The following is a 21,234-nucleotide window of genomic DNA, read 5'->3' on the forward strand; positions in this document are numbered from 1 at the left end:
ATGGACCGAATAAAGATGTATAAAAAGGCGCCGCGCCGCGTCTATTAAAAGAAGAACATTTTTAAGCATTTCAAAAGGGCAGGGAATATTTCCGATCAATTTGTAAACGATTTCTTTTAGGATATTATCCAATTATATTCCGGGGAGGGTTTTTGTTGAAAAGATCTATAAGATGGCTTCCATTGGTTGTCGCCGTTCTGCTGCTGTTCACGGCAGCCTGCTCGAAATCCGGAAGAGATCCGGGTACGTCCGCATCGCCTGGCGCTTCCGCAGAGCAGTCAAGTAAGGGAGATAAGAAGGAAATTACGTTCTGGACGATCTCCTTAAGCCCGACATTCGACGGTTACTTGAATGGTGTCATCCAAGATTTTGAAAGCAAAAACCCCGGCGTTACGGTGAAGTGGCAGGACATTCCTTTTGAGGCCATAGAACAGAAAACGCTTACATCCGCAGCATCCGGCTCCTTGGCCGATGTGCTGAACCTGAACACGGATTATTTGAAAAAGCTGGCCGCTCTCGGCGCGGTCGCCAATATGGATGAACTCGCCGCGGACGTGAAAAAGGAGTACTTCGAAGGTGTATGGTCGGCCGGCGAGTTTCAGGGAGTCTCGTACGCTCTGCCCTGGTATTTGTCGAACAGCGTCCAGCTTTACAACAAGGAACTTCTTAAAAAAGCGGGCTTCGACGCTCCGCCGAAAACGGAAGAAGAATCGTGGGAAATGTCCAAGGCGATCAAAGAAAAAACGGGCGCCTACGGGAACACCCTGAAAGACATCCACTTATACCTGCCTCAGAACGGGATCAAGCTCGTCAGCGACGATTACAAGAAAGCGGCTTTTAACAACGAAAAGACGCTTGAAATTTTCAAGAAATTCAAGGAGCGCTATAAAGCGGGGCTTATCCCCGATGAAATTTTGCTGAACCAGGCAAAGCCGCAGGAGTGGTACGCCCAGGAGAAAATCGCGTTCTGGGGAACGGGCCCGCAGCTGTTCCGGCAGGTGAAGGATTTGTCGCCTCAAGTGTACGCCAAATCGGATTCGTCCGGCGCTCTGATCGGCTCCAGCGGCAAGGTTAACGTGGCTATCATGAACATCGCCGTTTCCGCCAAAAGCAAACATAAAAAAGAAGCGGCGGATTTCGCCAAGTTCCTGACCAACGGCGAGAACCAGTTGAAGTTCGCCCAAATCGTCGCCATTCTGCCCTCCGTTAAGAAAGCGGCGGAAGATCCGTTCTTCACGAAGGGGAAAGATTCAGCGGATCCCGCCGAGAAAGGCTTGTATTACGCGGCCAAACAGCTGGAAATTTCGGAAAACATGTTCCCGCCGGTCGAGAATATTTCGAAAATCAACAAAGCCATCAACGACGAGTTCCAGAAAGTGCTGCTGGAGGACAAAGATCCGGCCCAAGCGCTGCAGGACGCGGAAGCGGCCGTCAACAAGCTGCTTAAATAGGTGAACATCCCGCCACCGGACATCACGGTTTTTTACGGAAGAAGACAAGATCCCGCCACCGGGTTATACACGGGTCAGCCCGGCTGGCGGACTAGGAGGTCTCTTCAAGATGTACAAGACGATTCACGCCTGGGCTTTCCTGGCGCCGGCCGGGATTCTGCTGCTCCTGTTCAGCATTTTTCCTTCCGCGGCGGCTCTTTATCTCAGCTTTACGTCCTATAACGTATTCGAACCGATGGAATGGGTGGGACTGGCCAACTACCAGACCTTGATGCAGGATGCGGAATTTTGGCGGGCGATGTTCAATACGTTCTATTATTGGATTCTCGTTACGCCCGCGCTGGTTATTCTTCCCGTTTTTCTTGCCATCCTGGTTAATCAGGGCTTGACCGGGGTGAAAGTTTTCCGCCTGATTTACTATTTTCCCGCGCTTGTATCGGTTGTCGTCACGGCCTTCTTGTGGGGCTGGATGTTTCAGAGCGAAGGCATTTTCAATTATATGCTGAGCCTGTTCGGAGCGGAGCCGGTGAAGTGGCTGACGAGTAAATATTTCGTGATGCCGAGTCTCGCGATCGTCACCGTCTGGCAGGGTCTCGGCTATTACATGCTGTTTTATTTGGCCGGACTGCAGGCCGTGCCGGAAGATTTGTACGAAGCGGCGGAGCTGGACGGCGCCGGGTTCTGGAGCAAGCATGTCCGCATCACGTTTCCGATGCTGAAGCCGGTTATTTTCTTCGTTTCGGTCGTCTCCACCATGGGCGCCTTCAAAGAGTTTACGCTCATGCTGACCATGACCGAGGGAGGCCCGATCGGGGCTTCGACGACCGTTGTGTACAGGGTATTCGACGAAGCTTTCAAGCAGCTCAATATGGGCTACGCCAGCGCCATCTCGTTTGTGCTGTTTATCGTCATTCTGCTGTTAACGCTCGTAAACAAGCGTTCGATGGAAGGAGAGTGAGGGAGCGATGCGGTTAGAACCGGCAGCAGTGCCGTCCGGCCCGGACCGGCGGATAAGGCGGAAGAGACGTCCGGGATTCCGGCGTCTTATTTCTTACGTGTGCCTGACTCTGATTGCGGTCGTCATGATTCTTCCTTTCTTGTGGACACTGTCCACTTCTTTAAAAGGGCAGAATGAGACCATCTACTCGATGCCGCCCCGCTTTATACCCGAGCTGTTTACGCTGGAAAACTACGCGACGGTGTGGAATTTCCTGCCGCTGCCTTTGTACGTATGGAACAGCACCGTACTCGCTTTCTTCGGAGTGCTGCTTCCGGCCGTATTTTGCTCCATGGCGGCTTTTCCTTTGGCAAGGATGACTTTCAGAGGGAAGGGAGCCGTCTTCCTGATCATTATCGCGACGATGATGATTCCGGGCGAGGTGACCATGATTCCCGTCTATCTGATTCTGAACAAGCTGCATCTTCTCGGTTCGTATACAGGCGTCATCCTGCCCGCCGCCGTCTCGGCCTTCGGCATTTTTCTGATGAGACAGGGGTTTCTCGGCATCCCCAAAGAAATCGAGGAATCGGCCGTGATCGACGGTGCGGGTGTGATCCGGATCTTCCTGCTGATCATGATGCCGATGGTCAGGCCGATGTTGGCCACGCTTGCCATTCTAAGCTTTATCGCCTCGTGGAACAATTTTTTGTGGCCGTATCTCGTCATTGAGGACGACCGCCTTTATCCGCTCACGCTCGGTCTTTACAAGCTCAAAGGCACGTTCGTCACGAATACCAGGCTGATCGCGGCGGGCTCGGTCATTGCCCTGCTGCCCATTCTGGCCGTATTTATCAGCTTCCAGAGCTATTTTATAAAAGGCGTCCAATCGGGCGCGGTAAAAGGGTAAGCGCTTTAATGGACGGAATGTGGAGCCGACACTCAGGCCGGGCGGCTTTTCCCTTTTTTTCATAATAAGTCCGGAAACGGGCAGGATAAGAATTCCTTTATAAAACGCGCAAATTGTATTATAATTTCTATTGGATCACTGGACATGAACGCCATTGATTTTTGGGCAGACAAATTTAGGATCCTTGGACGTAGACGCCAACGGTTTAAAGGAAGGTTACTTTTGGAGAAGAAGACTGCACTGAGCCAATTATCAAGCCAGACGGGAAAGATGCTCAGGGAACGTTTTGGCAAAGGACCTGAGTCCATTTTTATCTCGTATAATGAATACGGCATTACTCTACATTTCCGGAATTTCGTGAGTGCAGTGGAAATGATTCTGCTGGATAAGCAGAAAGGCGAAGCCGTCCGCGAAACCCGCCAAATGGTCATGGATGTGCTGCTGCCGGACTTGAAGGAATTCATTACTCAGACCGTAGGTATTGCGATCGAGGAAATCTATTATGACTGGGATTTGGAAAACCACTCGGGCATCATGATCGGCCTGACGAATAAATCCCTCGATGCGGTTATACAGGAGAAATACGCCGGATACGAGAAAGTTCATCAGCAGGTGAGCGATGTAACGGCGCACGTACAAAAAATTCCCGATCATATTTATTCGTTCTGGACGAATCCGAGAACGCTCATTATCGTCAGGGAAGGCTTGCTCATCATGCTGGAAAAAGAGCTGATTAAAACGGGGTACGAGAATGCCCTTAGGGTCGCCAAAATTTCCCTCGAAAAGAAGCTCTTACTGCATGATGTCGATATGGAACAAGCGATCGGCAGAACCGTAACCGGTTTATATCTGGATTGGGATTTCGAAAGAGACAGAAGCGTTCTCGTCTATACATTTAAATAAAATCATACGGACTGAATGCCCAGATATCTTACATACGCTGGTCATGAGCCAAGATCGCGCAGAGGCGCGTTTCTTGGCTCTTGCTTTTTATGGAATCAAATCGTCAAAAGGAGGAATCCGGAACTCTTGATACACTTACATGGAATGAGAAAGCATATGCCGTATGATCTGGCAGAGGGCGGCAGGCCGTCCAGTGGGTCTGACGCGAGTTCTCCGGGACCGCTGCCCGAAAAGCCCGCAACGAAAGCCTATTCGTATACGTTGGAACGTAAAATCAGGCTGACCGAAAAAATAGCCGTTTCGAAGGAGCTGGATCTGACCGGCGCCTACCTGTTATTCCGTTTCTCGGATTCACCGGGACCGGCTTTTCCGGCCTTGTCTCTGCTGCCTTCGGCCCCTTCGAAGAGAGATTCCCGGGATGGGGAGGACTTGTCCATCCTAATCGTGGAGGACAATCCGATGAACCGGAAGCTCCTGCAGACCATTCTGAGAAAACGCGGGTTTGAACCCGACATCGCGGAGGACGGGGCCGAGGCGGTCGAAGCTTCTGCGCGTAAAGCATACGATCTTATTTTTATGGATATCGCGATGCCCAACATGGACGGCCTTGAGGCGGCAAGAAGAATCCGCGAGGAGGCTTCTGATGACAACAGTCCCGTAATCGTGGCCGTGACGGCTTACGCCCGCAAAGAAGACCGGGTGAAGTGCCTGGCGAGCGGGATGCAGGATTATGTCAGCAAGCCTTTCCGGATCGTGGAAATCGAGGATGTGCTGACGAAATGGATCGGGTACATCAACGGGTTGAAAAAATAAAAAAGAAGCTGGTTTTCGGTTGGCGAAAATCAGCTTCTTTTTTGTGCGTAGGTGCCCATGGGCCGCTTTATTTACTTTATTTGCTTCATTTACAGGAGATGACAGGATGAAACGGGAGATTGGCGGAAAAACTGAAAAGGTGCTTTGACAAAACGTAACGTAAATTGTTACACTAAGAGTCCGTCAAAATTCAGGATTATCCCCGCGGAATAGAACCCTTTACCAAATTCTAACTACGAAAGAAGCGTCTGCATAATGGAAAGTAAATTTGTCAAAGAAACAAGATGTATGAAAGTAGCACGGGTATTCCCTCCCGATGTTAATAACCACAACACGATGTTCGGCGGTAAGCTGATGTCTTATATCGACGATATTGCTTCCATCTCGGCGTCCAAGCTCTGCCGGGTGACGGCTGTTACGGCATCGACGGACTCTGTCGATTTCTTATATCCGATCCGTCCGTCCGATTCGGTTTCGCTGGAATCTTTCGTCACCTGGACAGGTAGAACGTCCATGGAGGTGTTCGTCAAAGTTATCACGGAAGACCTGGTGACCGGCGTAAGAAAAATCGCGGCGACCGCTTTCCTGACCTTTGTCGGCCTGGACGATAACAACAAGGCGGTTCCGGTTCCGAGAGTCATTCCCGAGACGGAAGAAGAGAACAAACTTTACGAGACCGCCGAACACCGCGCGGAAATCCGTAAGGTCAGAAGAGAAGCAAGCAAAACATTTGCAGACTTTCTTTTGACCAAATATCCTTGGGAATAAGGAATAAGCCCAGGGCAGGCTGGGAGTTCCGGCAAAAAAGACTTCGGCGGAAATTTAACCGGAGTCTTTCTTTTGTTTCAGCCGGACTGGCATCGGGTAAATAAATAGTTTATTTCCTTTCCGGGATTCGATATAATAGCGGGTAAGACAACGAAGATTATCGAGGAAGGGATTGAAGGATCGGTTGAAAAATCGGTTGATTGAAGAGCGTGTCGCACGGCTTTTGCACGAATCGAACAGTCAGGTTCAAGTCACGCTGGAGTCGCATTTTCCCGGAGGACGGATGGCCGGCGGAAAGTACAATATGGGCCGTCATCTCATCACCTTATATATAGAAGAAATCAAAGCGCAGTGCTTGCAGCTGTACGGATCGCACGACCTGCTGGAAGCGTATGTCGACATCGTCCTTGCCCACGAAATCGGTCATGCCGAGGACGCGGATCTGGACCGACTGGCGTCCCTGATGGATGCGTCGGACAGCGAGCTTGAGCGCAGTCGGATTGCGCTGCGCATCGAAGAAAACGCCTGGGCTTACGCCCGCGCGCTGCTGCCGGTAACGAGCGGTCCCATGCTCGAAGAGATCGTCCGGGAGTCGCTGCAGGCTTATCACGAAGCGATTGACGAACTGGAGCTTGAACTCCAGCCGATCGGAGCTTAATGAAACCCGCCTAATGCACGTTTAAAAGAGCGCGGAGGCACGCTAAGCTTTGTTGATTTCCTACAAATAAAAAAACCGGAAGCTTCCGGTTTTCGAACCCGCAGACCCGTTCCATCCGGAACGGAACCTGCGGGTTTTTTGTTATGCGGATACGAAAGCGGCAGTGGAAAGCCGGCGGCCGGACAACTACCGGACGTGGGGGAGCGGGGGTTCTTTAGGCCGGGCGGAGCTAAGAGAGAACGGAACATACATGAGCAGGAAAATGACGAAACCCGCGGCTTCCAGAGACAGAAGGTACCACGGATACGGGCCGAGATAGTCGATCAGGGAAGCCGTTTCGGGCTTGCGTGCCAGGAACATATAGTTGCCCCCGGTCAGGAGGTTAACGGTCCCGACTCCGACCAGCAGCACATTGAGGTAACCCATGGCCAGGAACACGGATTTGAAGGTCGGGCGGAAGCCCTCTACCCAGATCAGATAAAGAACCCCGAGAATAATAGCGATATGAGCGGCAAAAAATTCAAAAAAACGGAAATGCGGGAAATCGTACCAGAGTACCGGCGTAGCAAGCGCCATAAGCGCCCCGCCGATTCCGGTGAAATAAACGACCTGAAACAGGTGCCTGCTTTTGAAAAGGAGCATAAATACACTGAGATAAAGGGATATGCTGCAAAGCTCGAGCGGAAGGGTGTACCGGACGTCGTAGATTCCCTCCGCCGCGTACCACACGTTCAGACCCGCTTCGCACAACACCAGAATGACGGCGATGGCGATTCGTCCCCGCAGAGCCCGGTTCCCCTGAGCGAACCAATTCCTCGAACCATAGAGCGCAAGAACGAGGGCCGCAAAAACGGTTAAAGCCGCCCAGTGCGCTCCCGAAAAAGCGGTAAATCCCTCCGCTTCGTTTGCGCCGAAAAAGCGCTCCATTTCTTAAGCCTCCTCAAAAAAAACTCATTTTTTCATTATATTAACATATTTACCTGTGTGCCGAAGGTTTTTTTGTTCAATCACTCTTTCAAACTACCCGGGATTGGTTAAGTAAGGAGAGAGGAGGTGTTCATTAGATGATGAGTAATAATGAAGAAGCCCGCAAGGCCGATTTTTCCAATGAGACTCCTGAGATAACACCCAAGACACCGCCGGAAATCAAACCGAACGATGTGCCGGAAGTGGCTCCGCGAGCGGTACCCGAAACACCGCCGGCAGCTCCGCCGGAAATCAAGCCGACGGTTCCACCGGAGACCGGCCCGCAGAGAAATCCGGAGTTTCCGGATCAAAACCGATAGATTGAGAGAGATGGGGCGGGCAGCTCCGGACACTGAAATTTTCCGACTTGCCTTTTTCCATTTTCCAACAAAAAATTGGAAAATAATCGCCGAGGGTTTGACAAACATCTCGGCCGACAAGATCTATAATCACATTTATGCGCGTATTCGCACATATTCAAGCGGGCTCCGTCATAGGTATCTTGTAGAGTGTTTTCAAAGAATAGGTCGCCCATGACAGGCAAACGCTAATTGCATGCACAGAAGGAGAAGATTAATTGTTTATGGAGAGAAGAGAAGAACCCGTGATTTTGTTCCAGGCTTCACTGTCTTTAGTAGTGTCCGCAGCCAATAAATCGCAGGCTGCCGAAACGGCCGCTTTCCTCTTAAACAGGGAAAGCATCGATCTGAGCCCCGTTCAGATGGTCAACGAGCAGGGGGAGAAAGCCGAATTCCGGATGGAATCCGTAGATGCGGTCGAGTGGACGCGAGTAGAGGATATCCGCGAAGGAGGCCGTTTCAAAGTGTACGGCACGATCAGGCTGAAGCTGAGAGCAGGCAGCCCGGAAGATTACGCGTCCGTGATTCAAGCAGGTTTGTCCGGTTATCACCTGCCGCGCTCGGTCATACACGATCACACGGTATGGGTTATTCCGACAAACTGCGGTCCGGCATTCGCATGTGTGCTGGATGAGAAAGCGTCCTGGAAACCGGCCGTCCAAGAACCCGCCATGCTGGTTGCGGTTGGTTAACGATAAAGACTGTCTCCCCCCGGGAGACAGTCTTGTTTTATGTCGTTATCTTTTTCTCATTTCGAAAAACTCGCAGCCGAGACGGTCGTGATAAGTCAGTTCGCTGACCCGGGTCTGCACCACAACCATGGAATCGTCGAAGCGGGTAATGACGGCCCCCGTATCGATAATATGATCGTTTTTAAACACGCGGACCGGCGATTGGCGGTCCATTGCTTCTTTAAAATCCTGGTCGGTCGTTAAACGTCGGTTCTGGGACATGGGCAGCTCTCCTTGCTCTTTAAGCGCGTTCTTGGTTATAAATCTTTACCCGCTCTATGTTACCATACATGCCGGAAGGAGTCAGGTCTTTACCGGTAAAAGCGTATCGCCGGGCGCTGGTAGATTGCTGGAAGTTGCCGCCCGCCACCCCCATATCTTCAACGCGGTACGAAAGGTAAAGGAGAAGGGGGATTGGAAGGATGGAAAAAAAACGGTGTTTATTCTGCGATCAAATCGTGCCGATCGGCCGTGAGGACGGGTACGATTTATATACGGGATGCTACTGCTCGCCGGATGGCTCCTACGGACTTCACCGGGACAGCTACGACCCTTACAGTGTTTTGTCTTATCAGACCAAACATCTCATGTTTCCCGTCATATCCGCCTACATCCGGGAGCTTACGGACTGCGGGGAGACGGTTCGCCTTACCATCGAAGATCTGGAAGGAATCCGGAACTCGCCCCGTGTCCCGGTTACGATAGAAGACAAAGGCATCCGGCTTCTGCAATTTTTTCACAGGCACAGCGAAGGTCCGGACGAAGCCGTCGTGCTGCAGCAGCTCCCGAAGAGCTACAACTTGACGTATTCGCCCAATTTGCAGGAGCTGATCTATATCATCGAGAAGTTAAAAGAAGAACGGCTTCTCGAACGTATGGGCTCCAGCTTCAAACTGACGGCGAAAGGCTGGAAAACGGCCGAAGAAAGCCTGGGCGGCAAGCGGCTTAAGCCGTGCTTTGTCCTGCTTCCCGAAGACGTGGAAACCCGGCTCGAGTGGACGGAGAAAGTGCTGCCCGTCATCGAGCAGTGCGGCTACGAGCCGCGCACGTCGGAGAAAAACGCCAGGGAAAAGGAAGCGGACTATAGCCTCCGAATGATCGCGGACAGCAAGCTCCTCATCGCGGACTTGGGCGCCCAAGGGCCGGAAGTGTTTCTGGCGGGCGGATACGCGATCGGGCGCAATATCCCTGTCATCTGGACGTCCAGACGGGCCGGGGATGAGGCGACCGCCTCTCCTTCCGAGAAAATCCGGCCTTTCGTCTGGGAGACGGCAGAGGAGCTCGCGTCTATTTTGAAGCAGCGCCTTACGAGCGAAGTGTTTTAAGGAAAGGTTTTAGGGACGGCCATCCGGGAGGATGGCTTTTTATGTGCCGTCCGGAAACAGAGACCGTAACTTTTCGTCATTTTCTGCGTCCAATACAAAGAAACATGGGGGAGGGCACATAATGAAGAATAAAAAATGGATGGCGGCAGCCGTCTTAGGCTGTATGCTGACAGGTTCGGCCACGGCGAACGCCTATGAATCGAGATTGAAACCGTTCGGGGACGTGCCGGAGAGCGCCTGGTCCGCCGAACATATTTATACGCTGGCGGCCGTGCAGGCGCTGGACGGCTATCAGGACGGCGGGTTTCATCCGCTTGCGGCCATGTCCCGCGAAGAGTTTATCAAGCTGCTCGTCACGGCCGCGAAAACCGGGTATGATGCGGATCATCCCGTTACTCTTACGGACGTCGGCCGGGAGCGCTGGTCTTATCCGATGATCGGCGCCGCTCTTCAGCGCGGCTGGATCAAAGCGATGGTGGACGGCGGAGCCTTCCATCCGGCAGCGCCGATCCGCAGGGAAGAGGTGGCCTACGCGATGGGAAGCCTGCTGCTGGACAAGCTGAGCGAGGAGGAGCGCGCAAGCTGGCTGGAGAGCGGCTGGAAGCGCGAACAGAGCAGCCGGGCGTTCGCGGACGCGGCGGGAGTCGACGAGGCGCTGAAGCCTTACGTCTATTACGCGGTGAACCGCGGAATGCTGGAAGGCAGCGAGAACGGCCTTGAGCCAGACAAGCAGCTCAGCCGCCAGGAAGCGGCCGCGGTCATCAACCGGCTGCTGCATAAGGAAGCCGGGAACAAGCCGCTGGAGGTGACGGGGTTTTATGCCGTGCAGTCGTACAACAGCCTCGGCAAAATGCCTCTTCTGGACCGCGTTGCCCTTGGCTGGTGGCACCTGAATTACGAAGGTGCCGGCTCCGCGAAGCTCGGTACGGCAGGCGACCCGTTCAAGTTCAACCGGCCGGACGGCTGGGAAGAAGTGACGGCTGCCGCAAGCTCCAGTCACGTTTCCAAAGATTTAATGATTTTTGCCAACAAATCGCACCGCGTCGAAGAGTTTCTTGGGGATGCCGCAGCACGTAAGGCGTTTACGGCAACGATTGCGGAAACTCTTTCGGATCCGAAGTACGGCTTCACCGGAGTTTGCATCGACTTTGAGGATTTGTACGGAGCGGATAAGAAAGCGGAGTTTGCCGCCTTCCTGAGCGAAGTCAAGGAAGCGGCGAAAGGCAAAACGCTCACCGTAGCGGTGCCTCCGACCTACTATTTCGAAGGTTACGATCTTCCGTCCATAGGTAAGACGGCGGACACGGTCATTCTCATGGCGTACGGTTTTCTGTACAAGCCGGACCGGCTCCCGTCCGCACCTCTTCCGCTAGTGGCCGAAGCCGTGAGGGATACGATTAAAGCGGGCGTCCCGGCGGAGAAACTGGTTCTCGGCGTCAGCAAGAAGACAGACCAATTTATCGATCAGAGCGGAACGACGACCTACGCTTCGCCGGCTAGTTCGGCCGTGGAAGAGCGTCTGAAGAAACCCGGAGTGCAGTCGACCTTATCCGTTCCTTATCTGCTCGGGCATATCCGGTACACGGATGGAGGCGCGCACGAATTGTTTTACGAGGATTCCGACAGTTTGGACCGCAAAATCTGGCTGGCGCGCTATTACGGCTTAAAAGGTGTTTCCCTATGGTATATGGGCCAGTTTACGGATAGCGATTGGCAGCGGATCGACGCAGTGAAGTGAGAAATGACGGAGCTTTGAAATATAGACAGAAGTCCGGAATGTCCGCAAAAAAGCGGCTGTTTAGAGCCGCATTCGCCGTTCTGGCCGCCGTATTGTCCGCGATCATGCTGTTTCAGCTCGTGATGACCAAAACGGACGAAAAAAATCTAGAGAAACTCGGATTGGACAGCGCACGGTTGTTGAGCGGGTTGGACCCGGGAGTCGCCCGGAAAATGGACGAGCTGCTGGCCAAAACGGCGGCTATCGGCATTCAAGTCGTCATTACGGACGATTTCCGCAGCATGGAAGAACAGGACAAGCTGTACAGCCAGGGGCGGACAAGCGAAGGAAAAATTGTGACCCACGCCAAGGCGGGCGAGTCTTATCACAACTACGGCCTGGCAATCGACTTTGCCCTGAAAACAAAATCCGGCAAAATCATTTGGGACATGAACGCCGACTTGAACGGCGACGGCCGCAAAGACTGGACGCAGGTCGTCGCGATTGCCAAGGAGCTCGGTTTCGAATGGGGCGGGGATTGGACCAATTTCCCCGACTATCCCCATCTGCAGTTCAGCTACGGTTTAAGCATCGCCGAGCTTCAGCGCGGCACGAAGACGGCCCGTTCGGGTCCTTAACGGATAAAAAGGCGGTTTTACGGGGACGACACCCCGGAAAACCGCCTTTTGGTATGCAGTTATGCGTTTTCCCCGGAATCGGGGCTGAACGTCATGCGGTTTTTCCCGCTGCGCTTGGACATATACAGAGCCTGATCGGCTAGGCGCATCGTTTCGATCGGATCCTCATGATGAAGCGGCCATACCGCCGCGCCTATACTGCAGCCGATTCTTAACGCTTGATCGTCCACGAGAAACGGCTCGTTCATTCTCTCCAGAATGCTCCCCGCCAGTCGGATGGCAGCGGGATCGGGAGCGGAAGCGCCTGTCGGAAGGACGATGACAAACTCGTCTCCGCCCACCCGTGTAATGATGCTGTCCGTATTCATTCCTTGTGTGAGCCGGAGAGCGGTCTGCTGAAGAAGCTTGTCTCCGAATAGATGTCCCAGCGAATCGTTTACTTTTTTGAACCCGTCCAGATCCAGATAAAGAAAGGTAAGTGTCGTCCCGTTCTCTTTCGCCTGCCGCATCGCCTGCTCCAGATAAGCGTCCAAGGCGATCCGGTTCGGCAAGCCCGTCAGCTTGTCGTGAAGAGCGAGATCGGACATCTGGTCCAGAGCATTCTCGGTTTTCGTCAAGTTGTCGACGAGGTTGCGCAGGGAATCCGATAAGATGCGGATCTCCCGTATAAACGTGAAAGCGGGGAATGCGGCCGGCTCGCCTTTCCGGAGCCGGTCCGCGGACCGGGTAATTTTTTGCAGCGGACGGACGACCCAGCCGGCGAGAAATGCGGCAAGCACCGCAAATACGAGGGCCAGGATGATACCGGCTGCGGTTATGTACGTTTTCAGTTCGCGGACGGACGTAAACGCGACGTCTGCGGGCTCCCTGACGATCACGGACCAGCCCAGCCCGGGATAGTCCAGGTAGCCCTTTCCGTACGCGTAGCCGCTCAAATAGGTGTGCCCGCCCGGATAAGTTTCCGTCAGCCAGCCGTTGCCGCCTGCCTGAGCCTGACGGATGCCGTCCGTGTCCAGCGGACGATACAGGGATTCTTTCGGCCCGAGAAGGACCGTATTTTCTTTTTTACTCACAACGAGTACTTCGAGCTGTTTCATTTTGTCTTTAAGCGGCTGCAGAAGCGTGGCTTCGACTTCCCGGGACCACTCCCAGCTGAGATGGGCGGCGAGTACACCCGTAAGCTGACCCTGCTTGCTGTAGACCGGGGTGCTGATGTCGACGAATTGAAGCGGTTCGCCCGACGGATTGGGCAGAAATTTGGCGAGCAGGACGGCTTCGTGGACGTCCCCGATAAACCGCCCTTTCTTCCCTTCGGTAAAAACGGGACGGGAGGCGATGTTGGTTCCCGTCAAAATACCGTCCGTCGAAGCGGTCACTTTTCCTTCGGGATCGATAAAAGCGACCCAGGTGTAGGAGGGAAAGCTTTTTTTCAATTGTTCGAGCAAATTGCGAAGCTCTTTGGCGTCGCCAGAGGCTTCCCGGTCAGAAAGCAGTTCGCTCAGGACGTCGATTTCACCGGCGCGCGACCACATAAAATGGTCCAGCTTGTCCGCCATTTGATAAGCGACCTGGGAAAGCGAGACGCCGATGGATTCTTCGACCTGAAGGGTCGTTTTTTTGCCGATCACCGTACTCAGCACCACTGTCAGAAGACAGATGACCAAGGCGGATACGAGGGCAAACGTGGTGCGTAAACTGAGCGACATTCAACGGTCTCCTTGTTCGTGTAAATCCGGTTCCCTGACCCTAAACATAGTAATCGGGAACAACCTACTTTATATCGACATCTTCGGACGGCTTGTTTAGAGGAGGCGGACCGGGATAAGGGGATATGCAAAATCGGAAGAATTGATCATTGACTTATGGTCAAACGATGTTTTACAATATCTAATATAATGCAAACAAAACTATATATTGTTTAGTATAACGAAAGAGGAGAGAGCGATGGACAGAAGGGCAGAGCTGATTCGGCAGTTTAAAGAGATGGAGACGGAAGCAGGGGTATATCAAATCCGCAATACCACGAACGACAAGATTTTTGTGGAGAGTTCCCCCAATTTCAAAAATATAAACGGGCGGACATTTGAACTCAACATAGGTTCCCATCTGAACAAGGAGCTTCAGAAAGATTGGACGGAGCTGGGGGAAGAGAAGTTTGTCTTCGAAGTTCTGGAAATCGTCGAGAAGAAAAAATCCGGCTATTTCGACTTGAAGGACGCGTTGAAAAAGATGGAGCGGAAGTGGCTGGACCGTCTTCAGCCATACGGCGATAAAGGGTACAACAAGCCGCCTAGAGCGTAATAAGCGGCCCAAAAGCCGAAGTTAAGAGGGGATACCGTCCGGACGGGCGGCACGCCTCTTTTTTCTTTGTAGGCGGAGTCCCGATATGGGTATAATGGGTGTAAAGCTTTCAGAAGCCGGGGGAACCAGAATCATGACTTACATAGCCTCCTTTGATATCGGCACGACCCACGTAAAAGGAATTCTCGTCAACAGGGACGGGGAATTGTTTCACGAGCGGAACGTTTCCCTGACCTGCCGCCAGGAGCCGCCCTTCATCGAGCAGGAGCCCGAGCAGTGGTTTAAAGCGGTAGGCGCGATTGTAAACGAGTGGTCCCGGGACGGAATCGGCGCCGGGCAAATCGTTCTGGTCGCGTTCAGCGGGCAAATGCAGGATTGTATTCCGGTGAACGAGCAGGGGTACGCTGTCCGTCCGGCCATCCTGTACTCGGACAGCCGCGCGGGAGCGGAAGCCCGGATGATTCGCGATGAAATCGGGGAAGAAGAAATTCTCCGAAGCGCGGCCAACCGGATGGACGGAACGCTGACGTTCCCTAAGCTGCTCTGGCTGAAAACGCATGAAGCGGACAAATGCGCACGTACTAGCCGCTATCTGATTTCTTCGAAGGATTACGTCATCGCGCGCCTGACCGGGGCCTTCGTTACGGACCCGACCTCCGCGGCGACCACAGGGTGCATGGATATCAGGCGGCGGGAGTGGAGGGAGGACTGGCTCGCGCGGATGGGGCTTCCCGCCGGCAAACTGCCGGACATTCTCCCTTCCGGGGAGACGGCCGGACGGGTGCACGCGGAAGGCAGCCGGCTTACGGGCTTGGCCGAGGGCACGCCCGTTCTGTGCGGCATCGGCGACGCGGGAGCCGCTACGCTCGGAGCCGGTGTCTACGAGCCCGGCGAGGTGTACGCCTACATCGGAACGACCGGATGGATAGCCGGAGTATCCGGCGGGGTGTCTGACCCGGCGGCGGGGCTGTTCAACCTCGCTTACGCGGAGCCCGGCCGCTACATCAATGTGGCTCCGCTGACGAACGCAGGCAATGCCCATCAATGGGCCGCCGAAGTGTTCGGACCGGAAGCGGCCGGGACGGACGGGCGCGGGATATACGAGGCGGCCGAACGCCTCGTGGAAGCATCCGACCGGGGCAGGAACAAGCTCCTGTTCCTGCCCTATCTGAACGGGGAGAGATGCCCCGTTCAGGATGAGGGGGCGTCAGGATGCTTCATCGGCCTGCGTCCTTCCACGACGAAAGCCGATATGGCGGCCGCCGTGCTGGAAGGCGTCGCCTTCGCGATGAAGCAGGTCATGGAGCTGCGCGGGACGCCCGAAGGGGCTGCATCTCTGACCTTAATCGGGGGAGGAGCGAGAAGCCGCCAGTGGTGCCGGATCCTGGCCGATGTGTTCGGAACGGAAGTATCCGTGCCCTCGGAATCGCAGTTTTTGCCGTGCCTGGGTGCGGCGGCGCTCGGATTTCCCGGTTTGGGCTGGGAAAGCGGCTATGACCGGTTATGCGAGCGGTTTAAAATTAGACGAAAATGCGAAACGTTTAGTCCGGATGCGGAGAAAAAGGCGCATTACGAGTCCAAATATGCACGCTATCTGGAATTGTATCCGGCGCTTGCTCCGGTTTTCCGGCAGGCGGCAACGGAAGCTTAACAAGATGGGAGATCGACATGGAGCACTATCAGACGCTAATCGGAGTGGTTCTGGAGAAATTGAGCCAGTCTCATCAAGAACTGAAATTTAATCTGGACGGGTTGAACAGCGTGCTGGCCAACCATACCGCGGAAGAAATCGCAGCCGCTCCCGAGCTGCTGACGATTCGCGAACTTAGGGACGTGTATGCGGACATAGTTGCGGCGGCGGAAAAGCGTTTCCCGGGCTTGAAGGGATAGCCGTTCGCGTTCGGCGATAAAAACGCCAAATAAACCGGATCGTGAAGTTTACGATCCGGTTTATTTGCGTCAGCGAGCCGTGCGTCAGCGAGCCGTGCGTCAGCGAGCCGTGCGTCAGCGAGCCGTGCGTCAGCGAGCCGTGCGTCAGCGAGCCGTGCGTCAGCGTCCGCATCTCAGCTGTATTTGCCGAGCAGTTCGGCAAGCATGGCTTTCATTTCCGCCAGAAGCTCAGGCGAATCTTTCACGGTTGCTTCGCCGCCCAAGCCGATAAAAAACCTCGCAAAATAGGAGAGATCCTCCCTGGCAATGGTTCCTTGAAGCCAGCCGGTGCCATCTTCACGCCTGGTAAGCTTCGGTTCCGGCCACGGCTCCGCCTCGCACGTCTCGACCCCTTCAAGGGTCAATTCCGCAAATACACGTACCTCGCTTCGCTCTTTGCGTCCCGCGGATGCCTTGTTTTCAAGATGGATATGGCGGAGGTCCAGCGCTTCCGCTGCCGAAGGGATAGCCGAATGAATGCGGTCGCACCGGAACACACGCATCCCTTCCGACCGGTAACAGTAGGCGGAGCAATACCAGTGGCCGTTTCTCGTAAAAATGCCGATCGGCTGGATTTCGCGGTCGGAACTTTTTTCCCGGGCTTGATACCGGATGAGCAGCACGTTCTGCTGAACGGCCGCATCGAGCAGAATGGACAAATAAGGAGAGACAGCCTTCCGCGCCGGTGTGATGAAATCCACCCGGTTCTTCATCTGATCGATCCGTTCCCGGACATCCTCGGGCAGGTACGCGTAAAATTTTTTCAAGGCGGAAGAGGACTCCGTTTCAAACGGGAGGGAGGAATAGTGCCGGAGGGCGTGAACGGCGAAAAAGATAGACACGGCTTCTTCTTCGGTGAAGGCGATAGGAGGCAGCAGTCTTTCCCTCAGCACTTGGTACCCGCCGTGCGGACCGACCTCCGAATAGAGCGGAACCCCTAATTCGCCCAGCTCCTGCAAATCCCTCAAAATCGTTCTTTGCGAAACGCCGAATTCCCTCGCGAGCTCTCCCACCGTAAACTTACGCTTCCGGTTCACCGTCATCATCAGTTCCATGAGTCGTTTTGATTTGGACATATATAGGCTCCATTTTTTTAATTATGACAAGAATTGTCACTATTATGCGTTATACTGAGTCCAAAGTCCAGGAGAGATTCCCGAAGGAAGCTCAGAAGACAAAATTTGACGAGGAAGAGGAGATTACAAGATGGAGCAAAGCAAGGAACTTTCATCCGCAAAACGCAGCTATTTCAAATCCGGAGCCAACGAGCTTTCTTACGTGGATTACGGCGGTGCCGATAAACCGGTACTTCTGCTGCTGCACGGACATATGAACGATGCGGGAACGTTTACGGACCTGGCCTACCGGTTGAAAAAAGACTGGAGGGTCATCGGTCTCGACCAGCGGGGACACGGCTGGAGCGGGCATCCGGCCGACACGGATTATTCCAGAGAGAGTTACGTCACCGATATCCTGAATCTGGTCCGTCAGGAGCTGGGCGGTCAGCCTGTTGTCATCCTGGGCCACTCGCTCGGCGGCATCAATGCGTATCAGTTCGCGGCGCGTCATCCCGAATATGTCCGGGCCGTGATCGTGGAAGACATCGGGGCGGAAATTCACGCCGACCTTTCTTTTGCCGAGAAACTCCCCGAGCGTTCTCCGACCTTGCAAGATCTGAGAGATTCGCTGGCACGGCTGGGACTTAAAGCGATCGATTATTTTTCCGAAAGCGTGTTTGAGGATGAGGACGGCTGGGGATTCCGGACCGATTTAAAGGGAATGAAGTCTTCCCAGGAAAACAGCAACGGGCAGTGGTGGGAAGACTGGCTGTCGTCGACATGTCCGATCCTGCTCATTCACGGCAAAAAAAGCTTTGTCATGAACGTCGAACAGGCGAAAATGATGCAGTCCCGGCGGCCGAACACTTCCCTCGAAATTTTTGAAGATTGCGGCCACGGAGTTCATTCCGACGATCCCGACGGGTATTATGCCGTTGTAAAAAAATTTCTCGACGTACTGGACGAAAGCAAGAACGAGAATGAATGACTAAAAGGGGAAAGGCAAAGCTAATCGCCTCCGGTTGAAAAGAAGCGGGAAAGGCCGGTAAGCGGCGGAAACACAAAAGCAAGAGAACTCCCCGGCGGGGTGCGGCGTCTTATGACAGCGGTCACCCGCAGTATGCAGGTGAACTATTATAGAAGGAAAAAGAAAAGGAAGAAGGGCGAACGGCATGCCTTTCTTCCTTTTTTCACGATTTAAAGGCCGGCCAAAGCCAGTATTCCGACCCCTGCCGATTACGGGTTGCCTTACTAACAGGTGTCCTCTCAGTCGCTGTCAGACCGGAATAAAAAAAGGCCATCTCAAGATGGCCTCATTCCTTCCCGGGATCGGGTTCCCGGCCGTCCCCGCGCAGCAGCAGCGCTTCTTCCCAAGATAGAGAAGATGCGGCGGAAGCGGGCTTTTCGCCCTCCGGACCGAACTCGATCTCGATCAGCTCGACCGGACCGGAGGAATCCGCGAGCAGCGCATGCCCTGTGGCCGGCTCCAGATGAAAGACGTCTCCGGCCTTTACACGGAATAACCGCGCGTCCAGAATCATTTGGCCGGAGCCGGACAGCACCGTCCAGCTTTTTTTCGCGCTGCCGTGGGCCCGGTAGGGAAAAGATTTGCCGGGCAGCAGGGTGATCCGGCGGATGACGGCCTCCGTTTCAGCGCTGTCCTCCGTGCTGCCGAGCGTAGTGACGGTACCCCACCTGTACTCCTCGTACATGGGAGCTCTGCCTTTACCCGGATTGATTTGCTTAATCCGGCTGCTGCCTGCTTTGCTGGCTACGAGAATTCCGTCGGGACTTGCCGCCACGATAATTCCGGATACGTCGATGACATGTATGGGGGAGGAAAGCTCGTTGACGATGTGCGTATCCGCCGAATCGTCGGATACTCCGCCGGGGCCGACGGCCAGGCTTTCCAAATGCGGAGCCAGTGCCTGCCAGTTCCCCAAGTCGTCCCATTTGCCTTCGTACGGGAGGACAACGATCGGCTTCGTCTTCTCGACGACTTCCTCGTCAAAACTCAGCTCCGGCAGTTTGTCGTACAAGCCGAGCAGCTGCCCGTAATCGTCCGGCAAACCGCGCGATGCCAGAACCTCCAGCATGAATGAATTCGCAAAAGCAAACACGCCGCTGTTCCAGAGAGCTCCCCGGGACAAGAGCGCCGACGCGCCCTGTTCGTCCGGTTTTTCCGCGAATTCCGCGACGGAAAGATACGGCGCTGTCTCACGGTCCTGCGCAGGCGCCGGTACGATATACCCGTACTGGGTGGACGGGAAGGACGGTTTCGTGCCGATCAGAGCCATGCGGGCGCCGGACTGTGCGAGGACAGAGGGGAGGGAGGCGACCTTCTCGAAGAAAGCGGCATCCACGAACGGATCGGCAGGCATAAAACAGACGATCTCGCCGGGGCTTATGCCTTGGGTGTGCAGGTACCGGCTGGCAAGGCCGATAGCCGTGAACGTCCCTCTTTTGTGAGGCTCCGCCAAAACCGGAATTTTTTCGCCGACCTGGCTTCGGACGATTTCAAGCTGGCTGAAGTGGGTAACGATAGATGTCGAGCTGAGCAGCCCGGCGGAATCCAATTGTCTGCACACGCGCTGAAGCATAGACTCTCTTCCGCCGTCAGGCGCCGGCAGCAGCTTCAGGAACGTTTTGGATCGGATTTCGTTGGACAGCGGCCAAAGTCTCTTTCCGGATCCCCCCGACAGCAAAATGATTTTCACGGCCCTTCCTCCTTGTCTGAAAAGTGCCGGTCAAGAAAAATTCTCCGGGCGACCGGCTGCTATTTGGTTTTTTTGGCTTTGAAATAGTAGCCTCCCCGTTTATGGAACGAGAGCGACCGGAATTTGCCGGCCCATTTCTCCCTTTCGCTGTGAGGGACGAACCGGATGCTTTTTTTGAATTCCTTGTTGCGGGCGGGTTTTAACAGGGAAGTGCCCGGGTACCGGGCATGAACGAAGTTGCCGTACGTTTCGAACTCGGAAAATCCGAACTGCTTGGTCGTGTTCAGGTTTTTGAGAATGGCCCTGTACCACGGCATTTTGTGACGGGCAGAGATTGCCTTTTTCAGGCGGGACAGCTTGACTTTGTCGTAGAGCATATAGTGGTTGACATAGGAAGGGCGGGAAGTGGCTTTTTGTCCCAGAAGCTTGGCATGAATGCGGAAATATTCCTGATGGCTCCAATTCCGGGTAAAAAACACCTGCTTGCCTTTTTCCAGAAACCGGTGAGGGCGAATAAGCACGGTATCCGCGTCGGTGACGAGAAAATAGCGGTTGCCGCAAATTTTATCGCCGTTTAGTTTCAGCAGCTGCTGGTACAGCCAGCCTGAGCGGTCCCATCGTTTGGAACGGTAACGGATGTCTTTTTTCGTCAGCGGAAGAACGGAATTTTCATGCACAAACTTGCATTTTTTTACCTTACAAAGTTTCTTGATCCGGGGACTGTCGGGCGAAACGATATAAATGCTGCCGATCGGATGTTTGACATGCCGGCGCAGGCCGTCAATGACGAAGGGAAGAGTTTCCAAATCTTTGTCGATAGCCGGGATCAGCACATCGATGGGGGTTCTGCCGCTTCCGGAAGCTTCGCTCATTCTCGCTTCATCTCCATTTATCAAAATCTATCGAAAGTCATGCATTAAGATATGCGAGGGCGGTCCAACCCGTTTGTGTCCCTGTCTACTTCCTTCTTTCATAGTAAAAAGAGGGCTGAGGCCGGATAGGAGAATTCTTATCGGCCTTAACAAAAGCAGGAAAATTAGGACGAAATGTCGA

At 54.0% G+C, this 21,234-nt stretch carries 22 protein-coding genes; 16 read left to right on the top strand and 6 right to left on the bottom strand.

Annotated features, from left to right (window positions below):
- Positions 1-155: 155 nt before the first annotated feature.
- The 7 genes from ACI48J_RS10920 to ACI48J_RS10950 all read left to right on the top strand — a co-directional run bounded on the left by ACI48J_RS10920 (position 156) and on the right by ACI48J_RS10950 (position 6,440).
- Positions 156-1,451: an ABC transporter substrate-binding protein gene (locus ACI48J_RS10920; RefSeq protein WP_405082748.1), complete on the top strand. Its 1,296-nt coding sequence runs from the start codon at positions 156-158 to the stop codon at positions 1,449-1,451.
- Positions 1,452-1,560: 109 nt separating this feature from the next.
- Complete coding sequence (locus ACI48J_RS10925; RefSeq protein ID WP_405082749.1) at positions 1,561-2,409, top strand: carbohydrate ABC transporter permease; 849 nt, start codon at positions 1,561-1,563, stop codon at positions 2,407-2,409.
- A 7-nt stretch (positions 2,410-2,416) separates the two neighbouring features.
- Positions 2,417-3,298: a carbohydrate ABC transporter permease gene (locus ACI48J_RS10930; protein ID WP_405082750.1), complete on the top strand. Its 882-nt coding sequence runs from the start codon at positions 2,417-2,419 to the stop codon at positions 3,296-3,298.
- A gap of 222 nt (positions 3,299-3,520) precedes the next feature.
- Complete coding sequence (locus ACI48J_RS10935; RefSeq protein WP_405082751.1) at positions 3,521-4,201, top strand: Na-translocating system protein MpsC family protein; 681 nt, start codon at positions 3,521-3,523, stop codon at positions 4,199-4,201.
- A 126-nt stretch (positions 4,202-4,327) separates the two neighbouring features.
- Entirely contained in the window at positions 4,328-5,014 is a 687-nt protein-coding gene (locus ACI48J_RS10940) for a response regulator (protein WP_405082752.1), read from the top strand.
- 255 nt (positions 5,015-5,269) lie between these two features.
- The gene (locus tag ACI48J_RS10945; RefSeq protein ID WP_326053071.1) at positions 5,270-5,782 is read left to right on the top strand and encodes an acyl-CoA thioesterase; all 513 of its coding nucleotides are present in this window, start codon (positions 5,270-5,272) and stop codon (positions 5,780-5,782) included.
- A 184-nt stretch (positions 5,783-5,966) separates the two neighbouring features.
- Positions 5,967-6,440 (top strand): hypothetical protein, encoded by a 474-nt coding sequence (locus ACI48J_RS10950; protein ID WP_405082753.1) that lies wholly within the window; start codon positions 5,967-5,969, stop codon positions 6,438-6,440.
- A 186-nt stretch (positions 6,441-6,626) separates the two neighbouring features.
- Here ACI48J_RS10950 and ACI48J_RS10955 read toward each other — a convergent pair whose 3' ends face one another.
- Positions 6,627-7,367 carry a TIGR02206 family membrane protein gene (locus ACI48J_RS10955; protein WP_405082754.1) on the bottom strand — a complete coding sequence of 247 codons (741 nt, stop codon included), beginning with the start codon at positions 7,365-7,367 and terminating at the stop codon, positions 6,627-6,629.
- 137 nt (positions 7,368-7,504) lie between these two features.
- Here ACI48J_RS10955 and ACI48J_RS10960 point away from each other — a divergent pair, with 137 nt between their 5' ends.
- Positions 7,505-7,726: a hypothetical protein gene (locus ACI48J_RS10960; protein ID WP_326053075.1), complete on the top strand. Its 222-nt coding sequence runs from the start codon at positions 7,505-7,507 to the stop codon at positions 7,724-7,726.
- Between the two features lie 263 nt (positions 7,727-7,989).
- A complete protein-coding gene (locus ACI48J_RS10965; protein ID WP_405082755.1) occupies positions 7,990-8,457 on the top strand; it encodes a hypothetical protein in 468 nt (155 codons plus the stop codon).
- Positions 8,458-8,502: 45 nt separating this feature from the next.
- Here ACI48J_RS10965 and ACI48J_RS10970 read toward each other — a convergent pair whose 3' ends face one another.
- Positions 8,503-8,718 (bottom strand): hypothetical protein, encoded by a 216-nt coding sequence (locus ACI48J_RS10970; protein WP_009672844.1) that lies wholly within the window; start codon positions 8,716-8,718, stop codon positions 8,503-8,505.
- 200 nt (positions 8,719-8,918) lie between these two features.
- Here ACI48J_RS10970 and ACI48J_RS10975 point away from each other — a divergent pair, with 200 nt between their 5' ends.
- The 3 genes from ACI48J_RS10975 to ACI48J_RS10985 all read left to right on the top strand — a co-directional run bounded on the left by ACI48J_RS10975 (position 8,919) and on the right by ACI48J_RS10985 (position 12,176).
- A complete protein-coding gene (locus tag ACI48J_RS10975; protein WP_405082756.1) occupies positions 8,919-9,821 on the top strand; it encodes a hypothetical protein in 903 nt (300 codons plus the stop codon).
- A 121-nt stretch (positions 9,822-9,942) separates the two neighbouring features.
- Positions 9,943-11,559, top strand: a complete 1,617-nt coding sequence (locus tag ACI48J_RS10980) for a glycosyl hydrolase family 18 protein (RefSeq protein WP_405082757.1) — start codon at positions 9,943-9,945, stop codon at positions 11,557-11,559.
- Between the two features lie 38 nt (positions 11,560-11,597).
- On the top strand, positions 11,598-12,176 hold the full coding sequence (locus ACI48J_RS10985) for a M15 family metallopeptidase (protein ID WP_326053079.1): 579 nt from the start codon (positions 11,598-11,600) through the stop codon (positions 12,174-12,176).
- 59 nt (positions 12,177-12,235) lie between these two features.
- Here the strand turns inward: ACI48J_RS10985 and ACI48J_RS10990 are convergent, their stop codons facing one another.
- On the bottom strand, positions 12,236-13,882 hold the full coding sequence (locus ACI48J_RS10990; RefSeq protein ID WP_405082758.1) for a diguanylate cyclase domain-containing protein: 1,647 nt from the start codon (positions 13,880-13,882) through the stop codon (positions 12,236-12,238).
- A 238-nt stretch (positions 13,883-14,120) separates the two neighbouring features.
- On the opposite strand from ACI48J_RS10990, the gene ACI48J_RS10995 reads away from it, so the two are divergent.
- From ACI48J_RS10995 to ACI48J_RS11005, 3 genes are all read left to right on the top strand, one after another.
- Positions 14,121-14,477: a GIY-YIG nuclease family protein gene (locus tag ACI48J_RS10995; protein ID WP_405082759.1), complete on the top strand. Its 357-nt coding sequence runs from the start codon at positions 14,121-14,123 to the stop codon at positions 14,475-14,477.
- A 133-nt stretch (positions 14,478-14,610) separates the two neighbouring features.
- Complete coding sequence (locus ACI48J_RS11000; protein ID WP_405082760.1) at positions 14,611-16,128, top strand: FGGY-family carbohydrate kinase; 1,518 nt, start codon at positions 14,611-14,613, stop codon at positions 16,126-16,128.
- Between the two features lie 17 nt (positions 16,129-16,145).
- Complete coding sequence (locus tag ACI48J_RS11005; protein ID WP_009672673.1) at positions 16,146-16,367, top strand: hypothetical protein; 222 nt, start codon at positions 16,146-16,148, stop codon at positions 16,365-16,367.
- A gap of 173 nt (positions 16,368-16,540) precedes the next feature.
- Here ACI48J_RS11005 and ACI48J_RS11010 read toward each other — a convergent pair whose 3' ends face one another.
- Positions 16,541-17,482, bottom strand: a complete 942-nt coding sequence (locus tag ACI48J_RS11010) for a helix-turn-helix transcriptional regulator (RefSeq protein ID WP_405082761.1) — start codon at positions 17,480-17,482, stop codon at positions 16,541-16,543.
- Positions 17,483-17,612: 130 nt separating this feature from the next.
- Here ACI48J_RS11010 and ACI48J_RS11015 point away from each other — a divergent pair, with 130 nt between their 5' ends.
- Positions 17,613-18,452 (top strand): alpha/beta fold hydrolase, encoded by an 840-nt coding sequence (locus ACI48J_RS11015; RefSeq protein WP_405082762.1) that lies wholly within the window; start codon positions 17,613-17,615, stop codon positions 18,450-18,452.
- Positions 18,453-18,777: 325 nt separating this feature from the next.
- On the opposite strand, the gene ACI48J_RS11020 is transcribed toward ACI48J_RS11015, so the two are convergent.
- A complete protein-coding gene (locus tag ACI48J_RS11020) occupies positions 18,778-20,181 on the bottom strand; it encodes a sugar phosphate nucleotidyltransferase (RefSeq protein WP_405082763.1) in 1,404 nt (467 codons plus the stop codon).
- Positions 20,182-20,240: 59 nt separating this feature from the next.
- Complete coding sequence (locus ACI48J_RS11025) at positions 20,241-21,053, bottom strand: DUF6492 family protein (protein WP_405082764.1); 813 nt, start codon at positions 21,051-21,053, stop codon at positions 20,241-20,243.
- Positions 21,054-21,234 lie beyond the last annotated feature (181 nt).

Source organism: Paenibacillus chitinolyticus (assembly GCF_045038035.1).
GTDB lineage: Bacteria > Bacillota > Bacilli > Paenibacillales > NBRC-103111 > Paenibacillus_F > Paenibacillus_F chitinolyticus_A.

Excerpts from the sequence above, each read along its gene's own strand:
- ACI48J_RS10990 (WP_405082758.1), bottom strand. The coding sequence starts at position 13,882 with ATGTCGCTCAGTTTACGCACCACGTTTGCCCTCGTATCCGCCTTGGTC.
- ACI48J_RS10965 (WP_405082755.1), top strand. The coding sequence starts at position 7,990 with ATGGAGAGAAGAGAAGAACCCGTGATTTTGTTCCAGGCTTCACTGTCT.
- ACI48J_RS10960 (WP_326053075.1), top strand. The coding sequence starts at position 7,505 with ATGATGAGTAATAATGAAGAAGCCCGCAAGGCCGATTTTTCCAATGAG.
- ACI48J_RS10980 (WP_405082757.1), top strand. The coding sequence starts at position 9,943 with ATGAAGAATAAAAAATGGATGGCGGCAGCCGTCTTAGGCTGTATGCTG.
- ACI48J_RS11015 (WP_405082762.1), top strand. The coding sequence starts at position 17,613 with ATGGAGCAAAGCAAGGAACTTTCATCCGCAAAACGCAGCTATTTCAAA.
- ACI48J_RS11010 (WP_405082761.1), bottom strand. The coding sequence starts at position 17,482 with ATGTCCAAATCAAAACGACTCATGGAACTGATGATGACGGTGAACCGG.
- ACI48J_RS10945 (WP_326053071.1), top strand. The coding sequence starts at position 5,270 with ATGGAAAGTAAATTTGTCAAAGAAACAAGATGTATGAAAGTAGCACGG.
- ACI48J_RS10985 (WP_326053079.1), top strand. The coding sequence starts at position 11,598 with ATGTCCGCAAAAAAGCGGCTGTTTAGAGCCGCATTCGCCGTTCTGGCC.
- ACI48J_RS10925 (WP_405082749.1), top strand. The coding sequence starts at position 1,561 with ATGTACAAGACGATTCACGCCTGGGCTTTCCTGGCGCCGGCCGGGATT.
- ACI48J_RS10930 (WP_405082750.1), top strand. The coding sequence starts at position 2,417 with ATGCGGTTAGAACCGGCAGCAGTGCCGTCCGGCCCGGACCGGCGGATA.
- ACI48J_RS11000 (WP_405082760.1), top strand. The coding sequence starts at position 14,611 with ATGACTTACATAGCCTCCTTTGATATCGGCACGACCCACGTAAAAGGA.
- ACI48J_RS11005 (WP_009672673.1), top strand. The coding sequence starts at position 16,146 with ATGGAGCACTATCAGACGCTAATCGGAGTGGTTCTGGAGAAATTGAGC.
- ACI48J_RS10955 (WP_405082754.1), bottom strand. The coding sequence starts at position 7,367 with ATGGAGCGCTTTTTCGGCGCAAACGAAGCGGAGGGATTTACCGCTTTT.
- ACI48J_RS10975 (WP_405082756.1), top strand. The coding sequence starts at position 8,919 with ATGGAAAAAAAACGGTGTTTATTCTGCGATCAAATCGTGCCGATCGGC.
- ACI48J_RS11025 (WP_405082764.1), bottom strand. The coding sequence starts at position 21,053 with ATGAGCGAAGCTTCCGGAAGCGGCAGAACCCCCATCGATGTGCTGATC.
- ACI48J_RS10970 (WP_009672844.1), bottom strand. The coding sequence starts at position 8,718 with ATGTCCCAGAACCGACGTTTAACGACCGACCAGGATTTTAAAGAAGCA.
- ACI48J_RS10995 (WP_405082759.1), top strand. The coding sequence starts at position 14,121 with ATGGACAGAAGGGCAGAGCTGATTCGGCAGTTTAAAGAGATGGAGACG.